Consider the following 18,143-nt stretch of genomic DNA (forward strand, 5'->3'; position numbering starts at 1 on the left):
CTGTAGCTCCTGTGCTTCCTGTAGCGCCAGTTGCTCCTGTACTTCCTGTAGCACCAGTTGCTCCTGTGCTTCCTGTAACGCCAGTTGCTCCTGTACTTCCTGTAGATCCTGTAGCGCCAGTGCTTCCTGTTGAACCAGTTGCTCCTGTGCTTCCTGTAGCGCCAGTTGCACCTGTATTTCCTGTAGCTCCGGTTGCGCCAGTGCTTCCTGTAGCACCAGTTGCTCCCGTGCTTCCTGTGGCACCAGTTGCTCCTGTGCTTCCCGTAGCACCAGTTGCTCCTGTGCTTCCTGTAGCGCCAGTTGCTCCCGTGCTTCCTGTGCTTCCTGTTGAACCAGTTGCTCCTGTACTTCCTGTAGCTCCTGTACTTCCTGTATTTCCTGTAGCGCCTGTGCTTCCCGTAGCGCCAGTTGCTCCTGTGGCACCGGTTGCGCCAGTGCTTCCTGTAGCACCGGTTGCGCCAGTGCTTCCTGTAGCACCAGTTGCTCCCGTGCTTCCCGTAGCGCCAGTTGCCCCCGTACTTCCTGTAGATCCTGTAGCGCCAGTACTTCCTGTAGCGCCAGTTGCTCCCGTGCTTCCTGTTGAACCAGTGGCACCGGTTGCGCCAGTTGCTCCTGTGCTTCCTGTTGAACCAGTTGCTCCGGTACTTCCAGTGGCACCGGTTGCACCTGTATTTCCTGTGGCACCCGTTGAGCCAGTGCTTCCTGTAGCTCCTGTGCTTCCTGTAGCGCCAGTTGCTCCTGTACTTCCTGTAGCACCGGTTGCTCCTGTACTTCCTGTGGCACCAGTTGCTCCCGTGCTTCCTGTAGCGCCAGTTGCTCCTGTACTTCCTGTAGATCCTGTAGCGCCAGTGCTTCCTGTTGAACCAGTTGCTCCTGTGCTTCCTGTTGAACCAGTTGCTCCGGTACTTCCAGTGGCACCGGTTGCTCCTGTATTTCCTGTAGCGCCTGTGCTTCCCGTAGCGCCAGTTGCTCCTGTGCTTCCTGTTGAACCAGTGGCACCGGTTGCGCCAGTGCTTCCTGTAGCACCAGTTGCTCCTGTGCTTCCCGTAGCGCCAGTTGCTCCTGTGCTTCCTGTAGATCCTGTAGCGCCAGTGCTTCCTGTAGCTCCTGTGCTTCCTGTAGATCCGGTTGCGCCAGTGCTTCCTGTAGCTCCTGTGCTTCCTGTAGATCCGGTTGCGCCAGTGCTTCCTGTAGATCCTGTAGCGCCAGTGCTTCCTGTAGCTCCTGTAGCGCCAGTGCTTCCTGTAGCTCCTGTGCTTCCTGTAGATCCGGTTGCGCCAGTGCTTCCTGTAGATCCGGTTGCTCCTGTGCTTCCTGTTGAACCAGTTGCTCCCGTGCTTCCTGTGGCACCAGTTGCTCCTGTGCTTCCCGTAGCGCCAGTTGCTCCTGTGCTTCCTGTAGATCCGGTTGCGCCAGTGCTTCCTGTAGCTCCTGTGCTTCCTGTAGCGCCAGTACTTCCTGTAGCACCAGTTGCTCCTGTGCTTCCTGTAGCGCCAGTTGCTCCCGTGCTTCCTGTTGAACCAGTGGCACCGGTTGCGCCAGTGCTTCCTGTAGCGCCAGTTGCTCCTGTGCTTCCTGTTGAACCAGTTGCTCCGGTACTTCCAGTGGCACCGGTTGCACCTGTATTTCCTGTAGCGCCAGTTGCTCCTGTGCTTCCTGTTGAACCAGTTGCTCCCGTGCTTCCTGTTGAACCAGTGGCACCGGTTGCGCCAGTGCTTCCTGTAGCGCCAGTTGCTCCTGTGCTTCCTGTTGAACCAGTTGCTCCGGTACTTCCAGTGGCACCGGTTGCCCCTGTATTTCCTGTGGCACCCGTTGAGCCAGTGCTTCCTGTAGCTCCAGTTGCTCCTGTGGCACCAGTTGCACCTGTATTTCCTGTAGCTCCGGTTGCGCCAGTGCTTCCTGTAGCTCCTGTGCTTCCTGTAGCACCAGTTGCTCCTGTACTTCCTGTAGCTCCGGTTGCGCCTGTACTTCCTGTGGCACCAGTTGCCCCTGTGCTTCCTGTGGCACCAGTTGCCCCTGTGCTTCCTGTGGCACCAGTTGCTCCCGTGCTTCCTGTAGCGCCAGTTGCTCCTGTACTTCCTGTAGATCCAGTGCTTCCTGTGGCACCAGTTGCTCCTGTACTTCCTGTAGCTCCGGTACTTCCAGTGGCACCAGTAGCTCCTGTGCTTCCTGTAGCACCAGTTGCTCCTGTGCTTCCTGTAGCTCCTGTGCTTCCTGTGGCACCTGTATTTCCTGTAGCTCCGGTTGCGCCAGTACTTCCAGTGGCACCGGTTGCACCTGTATTTCCTGTGGCACCAGTAGCTCCTGTACTTCCTGTAGATCCGGTTGCGCCAGTGCTTCCTGTAGCTCCTGTGCTTCCTGTTGAACCAGTTGCTCCTGTGCTTCCTGTAGCACCGGTTGCTCCCGTACTTCCCGTAGCGCCAGTTGCTCCTGTGCTTCCTGTAGCTCCTGTGGCACCAGTTGCTCCTGTACTTCCTGTGGCACCAGTAGCTCCTGTACTTCCTGTAGCACCGGTTGCGCCTGTGTTTCCTGTGGCACCGGTTGCACCTGTATTTCCTGTGGCGCCAGTAGCGCCAGTACTTCCTGTTGAACCAGTTGCGCCAGTGCTTCCTGTAGCTCCGGTTGCTCCTGTGCTTCCTGTAGCGCCTGTACTTCCTGTAGCTCCGGTTGCGCCAGTACTTCCTGTTGAACCAGTTGCTCCTGTGCTTCCTGTAGCGCCAGTTGCACCTGTATTTCCAGTGGCACCGGTTGCACCTGTGCTTCCTGTAGATCCTGTAGCGCCAGTACTTCCAGTGGCACCGGTTGCACCTGTGCTTCCTGTAGCGCCAGTTGCACCTGTATTTCCTGTAGCACCGGTTGCTCCTGTACTTCCTGTAGCACCGGTTGCTCCTGTACTTCCTGTAGCACCAGTTGCTCCTGTACTTCCTGTAGCACCGGTTGCTCCGGTACTTCCAGTGGCACCAGTAGTTCCTGTACTTCCTGTAGATCCGGTTGCACCCGTACTTCCTGTATTTCCTGTAGCGCCAGTTGCACCCACTACTCCTATAACTGTAGTAGATCCATCTTCGGCGGTATATGTAAAAGTGCCATCACCGTTATCAAATAGTGTGGATATTGTTTCAGTAACACTTCCTCCTCCATTTGATAAGATTATTGTATTTCCGGTTTGGCTTAATATCTGTATTTCGTTGGTAGGATCTGGGTCTGGATCATTAATAAGAGATGTTAAATCAACAGAACCACCATTTTCCAGGGTCAATATGTTAGTAATAGGGTCAAAGGTTAATGCTTGATTATCGTTACCACTACAGAGGCTTGTCCAGCTATTATTGTTGTATTGAAAAATACAGTTGTCGTCGGTATTATATATCAGAGCTCCATTTAGTGGAGTAAGTGCATTCATTTGAGAGGTAGTAATTCGAGTTAATACGAAAGCTCTGTCCACACTTTCTAACTCCAATATAGAAGCAGAGTCTATTTGATTAGGGTTGTCACCAACCTTAACCTGAGAATAAACACTGGTAAGCGATATGCATATACTTATAAAAAGAAGTAATTTTACCTTCATAGGCAGTAGGAAATTTCTTTTTTAAAAGAGTTTCATCTCTCTTTGTTTGGGGTTATAAGGTTGTTTAAACAATACTAATCAATTATCTAAGCAAATATAGATAAGTTGCTAAGATATTAATATTTTCTTAACTACAAAAGTATATATTTTTTTCGGTAAAAAGCATTTTTATTCGATAAAAAGCATTTTTTATTGTGTTTTAGTTTTGAGTTAAAGCGCTGTTATTCAGCATGAATAGTGATTTTACCTGATGTTACAGCTTTTGAAATATCTAGAGATATCTTAAAAATAATTTAATTTTTAATTTTTATTTTTCAGGAAATCTAATACATTTGCCGCTATGAAAGCGGGAGTAGCTCAGTTGGTAGAGCGTCAGCCTTCCAAGCTGAATGTCGCCGGTTCGAACCCGGTCTCCCGCTCAAAAAGCCTTGTCAAATATAGATAAGGCTTTTTTACTTTCGGTGTCCTGTCCTAAAATAAGTCAAGTTTGTGTCAACCTATTTTAGGACGACTCACGGTGTTATAGTTTTGAACAGATTTTAAATGTTTGATTATTATTCTGTAATATTTTAATTAGTTATATCTTTTTATTTTTTAGATTTATAAACTTAGATTTAGCTAAAATTAGTGATAAATGATGAATAGTCTTACTGTTGTAATACCTGCTTTTAATGAAGAAGAATCTTTAAGAGATTTTTTTCCTGAAGTTATAAGACATTGTGAGAAGGAGAATTATGATTTAATAATCGTAAACGATGGTTCTTCTGATGAAACCTTAAGTTTGTTGCAAAATTTTAAGAGAGAATCTTCTTTCGATTTTGAAATTGTACACCATAAAGTCAATCGTGGATATGGCGGGGCATTGAAAAGTGGCATTGAAACAAGTTGCACAGAATTTGTTATTACAATTGATGCAGATGGACAACACTATCTTGAAGATATTGACAAGTTGTACGGAAAGATGAAGGAATCAGATGCAGATTTGATTGTTGGTAGTAGAAAAGGTCAGTTGTCTGCTTCTGTTTTTAGAGGTATTGGTAAAAGAATCATTCGATTAGTTGCTAAAATGCTAATGAAGTTATCTATATATGATATTAATTCAGGTATGAAAATGTATAACACTGAATTGGTGAAACAATATTTAAAGCTTACACCAGACACTATGTCCTTTAGTGATATTATTACATTGACTTTTGTGAATAATCGTCATTTGGTAATAGAAGAACCTATTCGTATTAAAGAAAGGATAAAAGGAACGAGTACCATTGGTGTTCGAACCGCTTTTGAAACCGTTATGGAAATTATTAATATTATTATATTATTTAATCCGGCAAGAATTTTTCTTCCTATATCTGTCGTTTTTTTGTTATCAGGGCTATCTTGGGGAACATATATTTTTTTACAAGGAAGAGGAGTGAGTGTCGGAGCAAGTACTATGGTTTTGACTGGATTGATTATTTTTTTACTAGGTCTTATCGCTGAACAGTTATCAGCGGTTCGAAAAAATCAATAAATAAGTTTTACTTATTGTTTCTTAAAATGAGTGCATAAAAACTTATTATAAATAGTTAATTTAGCAGTTAATAATTTTTAAGTTCATGAAGCATTGTATAGTATATTATGATAGCTGATTATAACGAAGAGGCAAAAAAAATAACTTGGTATTTAATATCTGCACCTTTGCAAGATGAAGAAGCATTGAGATATGTCGAAGCTATGAGTCTTTTAAAAATAGAACTTAACCATTATGAAAGTATATTGTTCTCGAATATGCTTGAAAATAAATGGAGAATGGCATCAATTGATGCTGCCTTAGCGTTGAAAGATCCAAATAATAATGTAAGAAGGAAACTATTTGTTATGTTGGCAATTTTAGAAGCTTCTCCAAATTATACTAAATACTTTTTAGCACGTGATTTTTCTGTTTTTTATTATTTTAGGCTTATCTCGATAAGTTTTAGGTCTGTAATACGGGCTATTCTTGGTTTGATAATTTTATATAAAATTAAAAAAAAGTGCAATTAAATTACGATTATATTGTGGTTGGATCAGGTGCTTCTGGTGCAATTGCTGCAAAGAAGCTAGTTGACGAAGGTGTAAATGTTGCAGTCTTAGATATTGGATTAAAAGATGAATACTATCATAATTTGATTCCGAATGATGACTTTGAAACTATCCGTAAAAAAGATAAACAACAATATGTCTATTTTCTGGGGAAAGACTATGAGGGTATTTCTTGGGATTCTAATCGGGTGGGTTCCCAACTTACTCCTCCGAGAAATTTCTTAAATAAGTTTGCTGATAAACTAATGCCTTTTGGATCAGAAACTTTTCATCCCTTAGAAAGCCTTGCTAGAGGAGGTTTAGGTGGTGGTTGGGGTTTAGGTTGTTTTACTTTTTCTAAGCCTGAACTCGAAGCCGTGGGTCTTAATGAGAAAGAAATGTTATCAGCTTATCAATCCGTGGTATCTTATATCGGTGTTTCAGGAGCAAATGATGATGCGACTCCCTATAGTTTAGGTGACTTGAAGGATATACAAAATCCTCCAAATATTGAAGAAAACCTTAAAGGAATACAACAATCTTATGAAAAGCATAAAAAAAACCTTAACAAAAAAGGGGTTTTTGTAGGAAGATCGGGGCTGGCATTATTGACGAAAGATAAACCGGGTAGATTGGCAACAAAATACAGAGATATGGGATTTTGGAGTGATACGAACAAATCTGCATATCGTTCTTGGATTACGGTCGATGAGCTGTCATCAAAACCTAATTTTTCTTATCATGAAAAATGCATGGTGTTAAGGTTTTATGAAAAAGATAATTCGGTAAAGGTAGTTGTAAAGCGCACAGATACAAACGAATTACAAGTTTTTTCTTGTAAAAAATTGATTTTGGCGGCTGGGGTTTTAGGTACGTCTAGAATTGCAATAAGATCATTTGATTATAAGAAAAATAAGCTCCCCATTTTATCGAATCCATATTCATACGTACCTTGCTTACAGTGGCGTAGATTAGGAAAAAAAATAGAACAGCATAAAATAAGTTTTTCTCAGCTAACCTTATATCTCGATGAAAATAGAAATAATTTTGATGTAGGGGTAGCGTCGTTATTTAGCTATAGATCTTTATTGCTGTTCAAGTTAATTAAAGAATCCCCTATGAATTTTGCAGATTCAAGAATACTAATGCAATTTTTGCAATCTTCATTTACAATTGCAGGAATTCATCATCCAGAAAGACGTTCTCCCAACAAATTTATTCAACTGGAGAAGGACTCTAATAGCTTTACAGGAGATGTTTTAAAAGGAAGTTATGAGCTTTCGGAAGACGAGTTAAAAACAAATTCTGATAGAGAAAGAAAAATATGTCAAGTTCTAAAGAAACTTGGATGCTTTCCTCTTAAAACAATTCCAACTCCATATGGAGCTAGTATTCATTATGGCGGTTCTATGTCGTTTGATGATAGCGGTGAATTTTTTACTATTTCTAAATCAGGAAAATTAGGAGGTACAAAAAATGTATATGTAGCAGATAGTTCTGGGTTTGGATACTTGCCCGCAAAAGGTGTTACTCTTACGCTTATGGCTAATGCGTATCGAGTGGCAAAAAAATCACTAAAAAATGAATAAACCAACAATTATTATAACTGGAGCTAATGGATACCTGGGAGAAAATCTTTTAAACCATTTTTTAAAATTAAAATGGAATATTAAAGCTTTTGTACACAAAATGCCTGAAAAAGAAAATCCTCAAGTTGAATATGTGTTGTATGACATGCAACAAGATTTAGAGGAAGATAATTTTGGTGGAGTAGATCACGTAATTCATTGCGCTTATTCAAGATATGATCTTAATTCTAGAGCTGATGAGATTAATATTGAAGGAGTCAAAAAATTAATTGCTGTTTGTGAAATGCTGGGAATTAAGATAGCTTTTCTCTCTACATTTTCTTCCCATTCTGATGCTGTGTCTCATTATGGAGTGACTAAGTATAAATGCGAGAAATTTTTTGATGTTTCAAAACATATAATATTCAAAATTGGATTTATAATCGGAGAAAAGGGTATTTTAGCGGAAATGATAGATCGAATAGATAAATCTACATTTTTTCCATTAGTAGGGGGAGGTAAACAACCATTACAAAATATTTATATTAAAGATTTATGTATCGCAATAGAACAAGGTCTTATTAAAAATATTTCTGGAGTATTTTATCTAGCACACGAAGAAGAGGTAAGTATGAAGGATTTTTATTCAGCTATTGCTTTTCGTTTGAATAAAAGTTTAAAATATTTACCGGTATCAACAAATCTACTTTATATAGCGTGTAAATTTTTTGAGTTTTTTAAGATAAAAATTCCGGTTACATCCGAAAATGTATTAGGACTTAAAAAAATGAGAACTTTTGAAACATTGGAATGTCAACAAACTTTAGGTATTAGGTATATCGATTACAAAGAAGGACTTGATAAAATAGTTTTAGACCATAAATGATAAATATATTCTTTATTGTATTCTTTATAGTCATTTTTTTTGTAAAAATTACAAGCTAATTGATTATCCAATTGAGTTACCACCCTTACTTCGCTACCACCTTCGGATAAAACTACATTATCGACTTTTTGTAGTAACAAAGAACCAATTCCCAAGCCTCTATGCGATGAAGATGTTGCTATTAAGCCAATTTGATGAAATCCATCTTTTTTTCTTAATGTGACAAAGCCCAGTATTTCATTGTCCTTTTCATAAATAAATACGTGATCTGCAATAGAGCCATTTAAGCTATTTTGAATCCAAAGAGTGTAAAGTCTTATGAAATAAGGAGAGAGTTTGGGATCAGTTTTAAATCGTGAATATTCTCCGCTGTCAAGTGCTAATTTTAATAAAGAATTTTTTAGTAATCCAGTGTGTTTTTTTATTAATGAATGCGTGATTTTTTTTTGATGTGCGGAAACCACTTTAGAAAAGGTAATTTTTTTATCATAGCAAATAGATTCTTTATCCTCAATCAAAGTATTAGAATGGATATAAATAAGATCAAAATCTTTTTCATCAATAGATGATATCTTTTGATTTTTAAGATGAATTTGACCAACTTCAATTTTAAAGAAATTTGAATCCCAGTTTAATCTTTTTACTGAAAGTAAGGGCTCTTTCATAAATTTAATTTTTTTGAAATTATATATGTTGGTCTTTCTTTTACCTTATCAAAGGTTTTTCCTAAATAAGTTCCGATAATTCCAAGTATAAAAATTATTAAACCAGACAAAAACCATATAGATATTACAATACTTGCAAATCCAAGAACTTTAATTTCTCCATTAAAATATTTATATAAATAAAATATCCCCGACAAAAATGAAATGAATGCGATAGTAAGTCCTAAACGTATGGTTAGTCGTAAAGGTTTATCAGAAAACGATATAATGTTATCAAAAGCAAGGTTTATTAATTTTCTCCAAGAATAAGAAGATTTTCCTTCTTCACGCCATCCATGACTTACTTTAATTTTGGTGCTTCTAAATCCGACCCATTGTACCATCGTTGGGAAAAATCGAACATGATCTTTCATGGATAAAATGGATTGTATTACTTTTTGATGATATATTCCAAAATTAGCGATCGAAGAATCTTGCTTGCTATCTGTTAGATAGCCAAAAATCTTATAAAATATTTTGGATGAGATTTTTTTTAAAAAACCATCCTGACGAATTTCTCTTTTGGCATATACAATATCAAAACCTTCTAACCCTTTTTGAAAAAGATTTGGGATTTCTTCTGGTTTGTCTTGTAAATCACAATCCATTACCACTACCCATTCGCCAGTTACACAGGCTAATCCAGCAGTAATGGCATAATGTTGTCCAAAATTCCTGCTCAATTGTACTCCTTTTACATTCTTGTTGGTTTTACAAATTTGTTCTATAGCATCCCAAGATTCGTCCGGGCTGCCATCTTCAATAAGGATGATCTCATACGTGTCACATATTAAAGATAGTGATTCGTCTATTCTGTTTACCAGTTCATTAACCATTTTTTGACCTAAATAAACTGGGCTGACAACGGAAATTTTCAAATGATATGGTTTTGTTTTGGAATTATTATTATTCTTTACTATTCTATAATTAAATAAAGATATTATTTTGATAATAACTTTTAGTTATAGAAATTGTCGAAAAAAGTAAATATAATAATTAAAGACTTTCTATATAAAGATTTTTTAAAATTACTTAAATTTAATGATTCCATTTAACAAGCCTTACATGACCGGTGACGAGTTGTATTATATAAAAGATGCAGTATCTCGTGGTAAAATTTCCGGGAATGGCCATTATACAAAAAAATGCCACGATTTTTTTAAGGAAACTTTGGGTTTTAGAAATTGTTTATTGACATCTTCTTGTACAGACGCCTTGGAGATGTCAGCAATACTTATAGATATTAACCCAGGAGATGAAATTATTATACCATCATATACTTTTGTTTCCACTGCCAATGCTTTTGTTTTAAGAGGAGCGAAAATTGTGTTTGCAGATAGTTATGAAGATAATCCCAATATTGATGCCACTGCTTTAGAAAGCTTAGTTACGCCTAAAACGAAAGCCATAGTTGTAGTACATTATGCTGGAGTTTCTTGTGATATGGATATGATAATGGAGATAGCAAATAAACATAATATTTATGTGATTGAAGATGCAGCCCAGGCGATAGATTCTTATTACAATGGAAAACAACTAGGAACGATAGGGCATTTGGCAGCTTTTTCTTTTCATGAAACCAAGAATATTATTTCTGGAGAGGGAGGGATGTTAGTGGTCAATGATGAGCGATTTGATAAACGTGCAGAGATTATTTGGGAAAAAGGAACTAACCGTTCAGCTTTTTTTAGAGGAGAAGTAGATAAATACTCATGGGTAGATATTGGTTCTTCTTTTTTACCTTCAGATGTAACTGCAGCTTTTTTATTTGCCCAGTTAGAGAACCTCCAAAAAATTCAGTCGAGAAGAAAATTTCTTTGGAATGAATATTATAAGGGATTAAAAGAACTAGAGAATAAAGAACTTTTAAAATTACCTGACATTCCAGATTATGCAACCACCAATGGTCATTTATTCTACTTGGTTTGTAGAAGTATGGAAGAAAGAGATATTTTGATTTCTTTTCTAAAAGATAATGGAGTTTATTCGGTTTTTCATTATTTATCTCTTCATAAAAGTCCATTTTATAGTGAGAAACTCGAGAATTCGAATTTGCCAAATTGCGATAGATTTTCAGATTGTCTTTTGCGATTACCGTTGTACTATGAATTGGAAATTAACGAGCAACAGAAAATAATTGAAAATGTAATTCAGTATTTTAACTAGTATATATTAGGAATGAAAATAGCTGTACCTAAAAACCTAAATTCCAGGCATATATTTATAATTCTTGTGCTAGTTACAGGTGTAATAATGCCTTTGCTAAGTCTATACTATGGATTAACGGATGATCAGCGATTTCATCAAGAACACGGAGAAAGGCTATTAGAATATTTTAAAAATAGAAGTGATATTACTTTATATAGTCCTCTTGATGAGGCAGGTAATTTTGTGAGTGTTATTGATGGAGGCGTCAACGAGTTAAAGGGGATGAACATCTTTGGAGGCTTTTTTGATCTTCTGACCAATTTTTTACATCAGTATTTTCCTTTAGTCGGTACTTATGAGTTCAGAAATATCATAAGTTCGCTTTTTGGTTTTTTGATGTTTCTCTTTTGTGGACTTATTGCTAAAGAAATAGGCGGCTGGAAAGCAGGAATCATAACATTATTATTTATTACGTTGTCTCCATATTTACTTGGGCAATCTATGATGAATCCTAAAGATATCCCTTTTGCTGCATTTTATGTCTTCAGTGTTTTTCATATTGTTAAATTATTAAAAGAGTTACCAGTTATAACTATCAAAAGGACTTTTTTCATTTTACTGAATTTTTCGTTGCTTATAAACATTCGTTTATTAGGATTAGTAATATTCGGGATATTCTTCGCAGCGGTTTTATCCTGGTGGATTATCAAGAACTATAACAATAAGTTTGGAAATGTAAATTGGCGTGAGACGAGTTTAATAGTAATAAAGACTATAGGGATTACTATTTTATCGTACATTTCTATAGCGCTTTTTTGGCCTTATATCCAGACGAAACCGTTCACAGGAGTGGTTGAATTATTTATTAAACTAAAGGACTTTAATGGTTTTATAAGTACACAATTATATGAAGGTCAATGGGCTAATAGTCATGATATGCCATGGTATTATATGATTAAGTCATTATTTGTCCTAATCGCTCCAGTACATATCTTATTAGGGTACTTACTAATTCCCGTATACTTGTATTATCAAAGAGGGAAACAAAGCATTCTATTGTATTCTTTCGTGCTTTTCAGTAGTTTTTTTCCATTACTTTTAGTTTTAATAGGTAAGCCAAATAGTTATGATAACGGCAGGCATTTTATGTTTATTATCCCTACTGTAATAATTGCAATTGCAATTGCTTGTAATGCATTATTAGAAAGGACGGATAATAAAAAGTATAAAATAACGGCTTATTCTATTATATTAATATTACTAATTGAACCGTTGTTTTTTTCTATAAAGAATAATCGTTTACTGCCATTGTATTTTAGTCCTGTAATTGGTGGAGTAGAAGGAGCTTTTAAAAATTATGAAATTGATTATTGGGGAGTTGGTGTAAAACCTGCGGTAGATTGGTTAAAAGATAATGTAGGATCTGAGGAGTCTCCATCTAGAGTTCGCCTTTATTATGGAGAACAAAAAAAGCTAAGTTATTATACAGAAATGATTCCTAATTTGTCATACGTTGCAGCGCGACAAGATTCACCTGATTGGGAATACTCAATTGTAATGTTATCAGAAGCAAAACATAATTGGGGTTTGTTAGAAAATTGGCCGCCGAATAATACAGTGTATGAAGTTAAGGTTGATGATGTAACTATTTGTGCAGTAACCAAAAATGATTTCGTTGTTGATGAATATACAAGATTAGAGCAACGCCTGGCTAAGAATCCAAACGCTCCAGAGTTTGTTCAATTGAGTTTATTGTATTTTAAAAAAGGAGATTATTTTAAAAGTATTGAAGCTTCATTAAAAGCAATAAAGCTGAATTCCTCAAATATCATAGCTTATAATAACTTAGGAGCCTCATATAATACCTTGTTGATGTATGATAAAGCCAAAGAAGCTCTTGGTATAGCTTTACTAATTGATCCTGATTTTGATCTTGCTTTAAATAATATGAAAATAGCTGAACAGGGTATGGAAAGAAGAAAGAAAAAGGATTTTAGCGAACAGGAATATCTAGCATTAAGTTTCAATTATTATACTACTAGAAATTATAAAGATTGTATTAAAGTAAGTGAAGAGCTGTTAAGTACTTTCCCTAATAATGCTACAGCATATAATAATATATGTATTTCTTACAATAATATCGGAGAATGGAAAAAAGCAATTAAAGCTTGCGAAAATGCACTCCGTATTAATAGTGATTTCGAATTGGCTAAGAATAATTTGGAATGGGCCAAGAGTAAAATAGATAGATAATTAGGAATTTATAAAAAAAAGTTTTAAAGATTAAATTTTGATTATCAATTCGAAAAAAATAATCCGAAATAGACTTAAAAAAGAGTTAAGTAAATCATTGTTGTGAGTTTGTAATAGATATAGATGAGTTTTTTTAATAACATAAGCTTAAACAGATATAGAAAGTATATCGAGATTGGTTTTGGGATCTTGATTTTATATGCAGTTTTGTTTAATTATATTCATTTGTTAAATAGTATAACTCATAATTATTTACCTGTTTGGAGTGATGAATTCTTCTATTTTATTAATACAAATTCTTTCTTTCAAAATGGTGTATTAGAAGCTGCACTTACATATAACGGAGAAGGTAGCCGTATTTTGGGTGTAGATGCGCATGGTTTTGGATATCCTTTATTACATGGCGGTATAGCAAAAATTTTTGGATGGGATAATCTGAATTTTATTTACTTCAATTTTATAAGTGTTTTGATATCTGTCTTATTGATGTGCTGTATTCGGAGAATCACTATTACTGAAAAACTATGGGTATCCAACCTAATTCTTATGTTCCCTTTTTTTATACTGTATGGTGTTACTTATATGCAAGAATCAATACATATCTTAATTGCTTTGGTAATTAGTGTTTTGGTTTACTTCATTTATAACAAAGAGGATAATAAAGTTTATATTGTGTTGTTTTTGATAACCATTTTTATTGCGGGAATTTTTCGTGCATTATGGTTCTTTTGGTTGATAGGTTTGATACCGCTAGCGAAGTCTAATAAACAACTAATTATCTATTTTTCATTGTTTTTATTAGGTGTTGTGATGTCTTTTGTTTTTGTATTTTTTTTTACAGAACCAGTACCAAATTATTTTTCTTCACTAGTTGTGCTTTTAAAAAATAATAAAATAGGAGAGGGGTTGGTCTCATTATTGTTTCATTTTTATGATAATCTAAATTTCTATTTTTTCGGAAAAAGTGGTGATTTGGTATATAAATCAATGAAGTATTTGAATTTTGGAATAGTGACCTATTTTTCATATTTAGCATTTAAAAATAAATCAAGGTTAACAATAGCTATAGCACTTATAGGTACACTTAATTTTTTATTACTTTTTACTATTTATGATGCGTTTGATTGGCGAGAAATAAGAACAATGTCACCTCTATTTTACTTTTATATTATTTTTATTGTATCATCTTCGAGACGAATTACTCATTTGCTTATTATTATATTGTGCTGTCTGTTTTTTCCAACTTTGAAAATATCAAATCAATGGATACAAGAAAGAAATAATGTTCAAATTATTTATGATAAAAAGGATGTATATAAAGAAATAGGAAAAAAAATTGTAGACAATAAATTAACATTACTGGGTTACATACCAAGAGATTATTCTACAGATTTATTAGATCTACCTTTATCTAATATTTCAGGATCCCCGATACGTTATATCATCCCTTATTATAATGTAGAAAAAAAGTATTTCGATTACACTATAATTAGACCTAATACGAATACACAGAATTTTAAAATAATAGATAATAAATATTATATACTTACAGATAATAGAAAGAAAAAAAATGAACAATTTACACTAGAACAAGAGTTGCCAGTAAACCTGTCAGAGAATGAATATATAGAATTGAGTTTGTCATATTTTAGAAAAAGGGCATATTTTAAAAGTATAGAATCTTCATTAAAAGCAATAAAGTTGAATTCATCAAATATTGTAGCTTATAATAATTTAGGAGCCTCGTATAATATGCTTTTGATGCATGATAAAGCTAAAGAAGCATTAGATAAAGCTTTGGCGCTTGATCCCAATTTTAATCTTGCATTGAATAATAGGAAAATAGCTGTTCAAGGCATAGAAAGAAGGGTAAATAAGGGTTTTACTGAAAAAGAATATTTAGGGTTGAGCTTTAATTATTACAATACTAAAAATTATCATGATTGTATTAAAGTAAGTGAAGAATTACTAAGTGTTTTTCCAGATAATGCTACAGCATATAATAATATGTGTATATCTTATAATAATTTGGGAGAATGGGAAAAGGCAATACAAGCGTGTGAAAATTCCCTACACATTAATAGTGATTTTGAATTAGCTAAAAATAATTTGGAGTGGGCTAAGAGTGAACTGAATAAATAATGAATTTTAATATGAATTATCTAAACATCTATAAAAAATATTCTCTTTCAATACATATTGTATTTTTTACGATATTATTTTTTTTGATGAATGTTTTTTTTAGGATTGGTTTTGCAGAAAATGATGATACGGTAATGGCGCTTATTGCATCTGGTAAATATGGAGGAACCCCGGATAATCATTTGGTTTTTATTAATATGATTTATGGAACTTTTTTAAATATTTTTTATTATTTATTTCCTTCTATAGAATGGTATACCATAATGATTATTTTTCTGAATCTTTTGTCTACCAGTTTAATTAGTTGGCGTATTGTGGAATCTCATCAAAGTAAGCATGTTAAAGCAGTTTTTTTGTTGTTCCTTATTATGGTAAGTGTTTATATTAATGTTCATATGCAATTTACTGTAACTGCCGGGGTTTTGGCTATTGCAGGTGTAATGTTTCTTAATGAACCTTTAAAGAGGTTAAAGTATATAGGAGTAGCTTGTTTTGTGCTAGGTTCCTTGATTCGATTCGAAGCGGCTTTTTTGGTTTTAATCATTACTGCGCCTATTTTTATGATTGAAACCATAAAACGTAAAAAAGTATATTTTGATACCAAAACTAAGTTTTTAATTGTGGCAGTTATAATTTCGTTAGGAAGCAAAGCAATTGATTATGCATATTATAATGCTAATGATGAATGGTCGTATTTTCAAAAATTTAATAAAATCAGAGGAGAAATTAATGATAATCCTAATACCAGAATGGTTTTGTATGGTCTGCCGGAAACCGTTTCAAAAGAGGATTATGAATCAATATTGAGTTTTTTTATAAATCAAAAACTTATTAACTATGATATTTTAAAAGATTTACACAAAGCTGTAAACAATGTTCCTAGTTTTACTAAAATTAGAAATCTTTATTTCTTGCGTTACTATAGTTTTCCTATTTTTTTGATAATGATTTTTGTTCTCATAGTAAATTATAGCAGTAAAATAAAGAAATCAGAAAAGAACATTATTTCTCTACTGAGTTTTGTTTTTGTTGGTATTTTATGTTTTATAGCTTTTAATGCTATGGTAAAATATAGGGTTTTCTTTACAGCCATAACAGCTTTGGTTTTTGGGTTGTTTATGGTTGTACCTAGAATAAGTTTTGTGAATGTAAAAAGAATGCTCTTAGTTGTTGTTTTACTAATAACAGGGTATCTATATGAGGCATTTTCACAAACTTATATTGATAAGCAATTTTTACAACAGGTTTATGGAGTGCAGAAAGAGAATATTGATCAATATCTCCAAAATAATAATAAAAAACTCGTAGTTTACGGTGGAGATTATCAAATATTCGGAGGAGATCCTTTTACGATATCTAAGGACTTTCCTGAAGATCGAATATTTTTTAATGGATGGTTAACTTATATCCCATTTAATGAAAATAGATTTGATTCATTTAAGTACTTTACTAAAGATCATGGATTAATAGTTTTGAGAAGAAATTATGAGCAAGCCTTGAATCAAGTTCAAAAAGGGATTCTTTCAGAAACAGGCAAAACTGTCACTCCAAAAATTACACATGAATCGTTATTTGGTTTTATTGTAGAATTTTCTGAAGATAAAGCTAGGTAAAACATAAAGTAATGGAGGAAAAAAAGGAATGGGTTCAAAATAATATAGATAGTATAATTGTCTTTGTGATATCTGCTACACTTTTTTGGGCATTAATTAATTATAGCGAGACGGATGTTCAATTACACATTCAATCAATTATAAATATTAATGCTGGACAGAGCTCTTATCCTCCTCATTTTATGTTTTTTTTCTTGGTAAATTTACTTTCCTTTTTTTCAAACAATGTTTCGCTAATGTTCTTAGCGGCCATTATAATTTTTTCATCTGCAAATGTGGTAAAATATGTAGTGTCTAAAAAAGTAATTCTCGATATTATTACTAATTCTACCTACGAATACAAATGTCGTGTCGTTAAGATAGTTTGTTTTGCAATGTTATTTTCGTTTGCACTTCCTGATATTTATAATTTCTTTATTTTAAAAAAAATGTATTTGGGTAGATACCCGTCTGTTGTTTGGCATAATTCTACAATAACATTGCTATTTCCATTTGCGCTTTTACTTTTTTGGAAGCAATTTAAAATTATACATCATAAAAATTTGAAGACGTTCAATAGAAATGTTTTTCTTTGCTGTCTTTTAGTTATTATTAATATTTCAATAAAACCATCTTTTATTTTTGTTTTTGCACCAGTTTCTATGTTTTTAATTTATCAGGGTGTTGACTTGTCAAATTTTAAAAGGAGTATAATGTTGTCAATTCCGACTTTAGTTGCTGTAGTTTTACTTGGAGTTCAATATATAGGTATTTATCATTTTGAAATAGGTTCTTTTTATACAGCTAAAAGTTCTGTAGCAATTAGCAAACCTTTTGAATTTGTTAGGATCTTTATCCCTTTATGGTATACTCCAATAGCTATTGTTATGTCTTTTGGGCTACCTATCAGTGCTATTATAGCTTATAAGAATGATATTCTTAAGTTTAAGCCATTTTTATATAGTTTGTATTTAACAATTTTGGGGGTATTAATAAGTGCTTTTATTATTGAAGAAGGACCAAGGAAGTTTGCAGGTAATTTTACTTGGCAAAACATAATTTGTTCGTATTTAATGTTAATGACGACTACTGCTTTTCTTTTGAAAAAGTTTTTTAAAGAAAGACAATACTCTAATAAAATGATTTTTTTAGGTGTTGTTTTTATATTACATTTTTTATCAGGAATGTTATATCTTGTTAAGATACACTTTTCAGGGAATTACTATTAATAGAAGTTTT

The 18,143-nt window shown here is 34.5% G+C and carries 12 protein-coding genes and 1 tRNA gene; 10 read left to right on the forward strand and 3 right to left on the reverse strand.

Translation table 11 applies throughout. The features are described 5' to 3' along the window. A partial coding sequence (locus Q0829_RS24715; protein WP_298548057.1) for a hypothetical protein occupies window positions 1–3,568 on the reverse strand: 3,568 nt, incomplete at its 3' end. Between the two features lie 346 nt (window positions 3,569–3,914). Between Q0829_RS24715 and Q0829_RS24720 the strand changes: the two genes are divergently transcribed. From Q0829_RS24720 to Q0829_RS24740, 5 genes are all read left to right on the forward strand, one after another. Further along, window positions 3,915–3,987 (forward strand) — tRNA-Gly (locus tag Q0829_RS24720). Window positions 3,988–4,202: 215 nt separating this feature from the next. Continuing rightward, on the forward strand, window positions 4,203–5,081 hold the full coding sequence (locus Q0829_RS24725; protein WP_298548059.1) for a glycosyltransferase family 2 protein: 879 nt from the start codon (window positions 4,203–4,205) through the stop codon (window positions 5,079–5,081). Window positions 5,082–5,188: 107 nt separating this feature from the next. After that, entirely contained in the window at window positions 5,189–5,593 is a 405-nt protein-coding gene (locus Q0829_RS24730) for a hypothetical protein (RefSeq protein ID WP_298548060.1), read from the forward strand. Continuing rightward, the gene (locus tag Q0829_RS24735) at window positions 5,584–7,200 is read left to right on the forward strand and encodes a hypothetical protein (protein ID WP_298548061.1); all 1,617 of its coding nucleotides are present in this window, start codon (window positions 5,584–5,586) and stop codon (window positions 7,198–7,200) included. Before Q0829_RS24730 ends, Q0829_RS24735 begins: the two co-directional genes overlap by 10 nt. Beyond that, window positions 7,193–8,065, forward strand: a complete 873-nt coding sequence (locus tag Q0829_RS24740; RefSeq protein WP_298548062.1) for an NAD(P)-dependent oxidoreductase — start codon at window positions 7,193–7,195, stop codon at window positions 8,063–8,065. Before Q0829_RS24735 ends, Q0829_RS24740 begins: the two co-directional genes overlap by 8 nt. Here the strand turns inward: Q0829_RS24740 and Q0829_RS24745 are convergent. Beyond that, window positions 8,023–8,730: a GNAT family N-acetyltransferase gene (locus Q0829_RS24745; protein ID WP_298548063.1), complete on the reverse strand. Its 708-nt coding sequence runs from the start codon at window positions 8,728–8,730 to the stop codon at window positions 8,023–8,025. The genes Q0829_RS24740 and Q0829_RS24745 overlap by 43 nt on opposite strands. Next, window positions 8,727–9,647 (reverse strand): glycosyltransferase family 2 protein, encoded by a 921-nt coding sequence (locus Q0829_RS24750; protein ID WP_298548064.1) that lies wholly within the window; start codon window positions 9,645–9,647, stop codon window positions 8,727–8,729. Before Q0829_RS24750 ends, Q0829_RS24745 begins: the two co-directional genes overlap by 4 nt. Before the next feature lie 163 nt (window positions 9,648–9,810). On the opposite strand from Q0829_RS24750, the gene rffA reads away from it, so the two are divergent. The 5 genes from rffA (at window position 9,811) to Q0829_RS24775 (ending at window position 18,133) form a co-directional block, all read left to right on the forward strand. Beyond that, window positions 9,811–10,935, forward strand: a complete 1,125-nt coding sequence (rffA, locus tag Q0829_RS24755) for a dTDP-4-amino-4,6-dideoxygalactose transaminase (protein ID WP_298548065.1) — start codon at window positions 9,811–9,813, stop codon at window positions 10,933–10,935. Window positions 10,936–10,947: 12 nt separating this feature from the next. Next, window positions 10,948–13,170, forward strand: coding sequence for a tetratricopeptide repeat protein (locus Q0829_RS24760; protein WP_298548068.1), 2,223 nt, complete (start codon window positions 10,948–10,950; stop codon window positions 13,168–13,170). A 123-nt stretch (window positions 13,171–13,293) separates the two neighbouring features. Next, entirely contained in the window at window positions 13,294–15,312 is a 2,019-nt protein-coding gene (locus Q0829_RS24765) for a hypothetical protein (RefSeq protein WP_298548070.1), read from the forward strand. A gap of 86 nt (window positions 15,313–15,398) precedes the next feature. Next, window positions 15,399–16,925 (forward strand): hypothetical protein, encoded by a 1,527-nt coding sequence (locus Q0829_RS24770; RefSeq protein ID WP_298548073.1) that lies wholly within the window; start codon window positions 15,399–15,401, stop codon window positions 16,923–16,925. Between the two features lie 11 nt (window positions 16,926–16,936). Continuing rightward, window positions 16,937–18,133, forward strand: a complete 1,197-nt coding sequence (locus Q0829_RS24775) for a hypothetical protein (RefSeq protein WP_298548075.1) — start codon at window positions 16,937–16,939, stop codon at window positions 18,131–18,133. Window positions 18,134–18,143 lie beyond the last annotated feature (10 nt).

This window comes from uncultured Aquimarina sp., assembly GCF_947492405.1.
Classification (GTDB): Bacteria; Bacteroidota; Bacteroidia; order Flavobacteriales; family Flavobacteriaceae; genus Aquimarina.

What these genes read in the sequence shown, in the direction of transcription:
- Q0829_RS24725 (WP_298548059.1), top strand. Translation starts at nt 4,203, where the DNA reads ATGATGAATAGTCTTACTGTTGTAATACCTGCTTTTAATGAAGAAGAA.
- Q0829_RS24770 (WP_298548073.1), top strand. Translation starts at nt 15,399, where the DNA reads ATGAATGTTTTTTTTAGGATTGGTTTTGCAGAAAATGATGATACGGTA.
- Q0829_RS24740 (WP_298548062.1), top strand. Translation starts at nt 7,193, where the DNA reads ATGAATAAACCAACAATTATTATAACTGGAGCTAATGGATACCTGGGA.
- Q0829_RS24730 (WP_298548060.1), top strand. Translation starts at nt 5,189, where the DNA reads ATGATAGCTGATTATAACGAAGAGGCAAAAAAAATAACTTGGTATTTA.
- Q0829_RS24775 (WP_298548075.1), top strand. Translation starts at nt 16,937, where the DNA reads ATGGAGGAAAAAAAGGAATGGGTTCAAAATAATATAGATAGTATAATT.
- rffA (WP_298548065.1), top strand. Translation starts at nt 9,811, where the DNA reads ATGATTCCATTTAACAAGCCTTACATGACCGGTGACGAGTTGTATTAT.
- Q0829_RS24760 (WP_298548068.1), top strand. Translation starts at nt 10,948, where the DNA reads ATGAAAATAGCTGTACCTAAAAACCTAAATTCCAGGCATATATTTATA.
- Q0829_RS24765 (WP_298548070.1), top strand. Translation starts at nt 13,294, where the DNA reads ATGAGTTTTTTTAATAACATAAGCTTAAACAGATATAGAAAGTATATC.
- Q0829_RS24745 (WP_298548063.1), bottom strand. Translation starts at nt 8,730, where the DNA reads ATGAAAGAGCCCTTACTTTCAGTAAAAAGATTAAACTGGGATTCAAAT.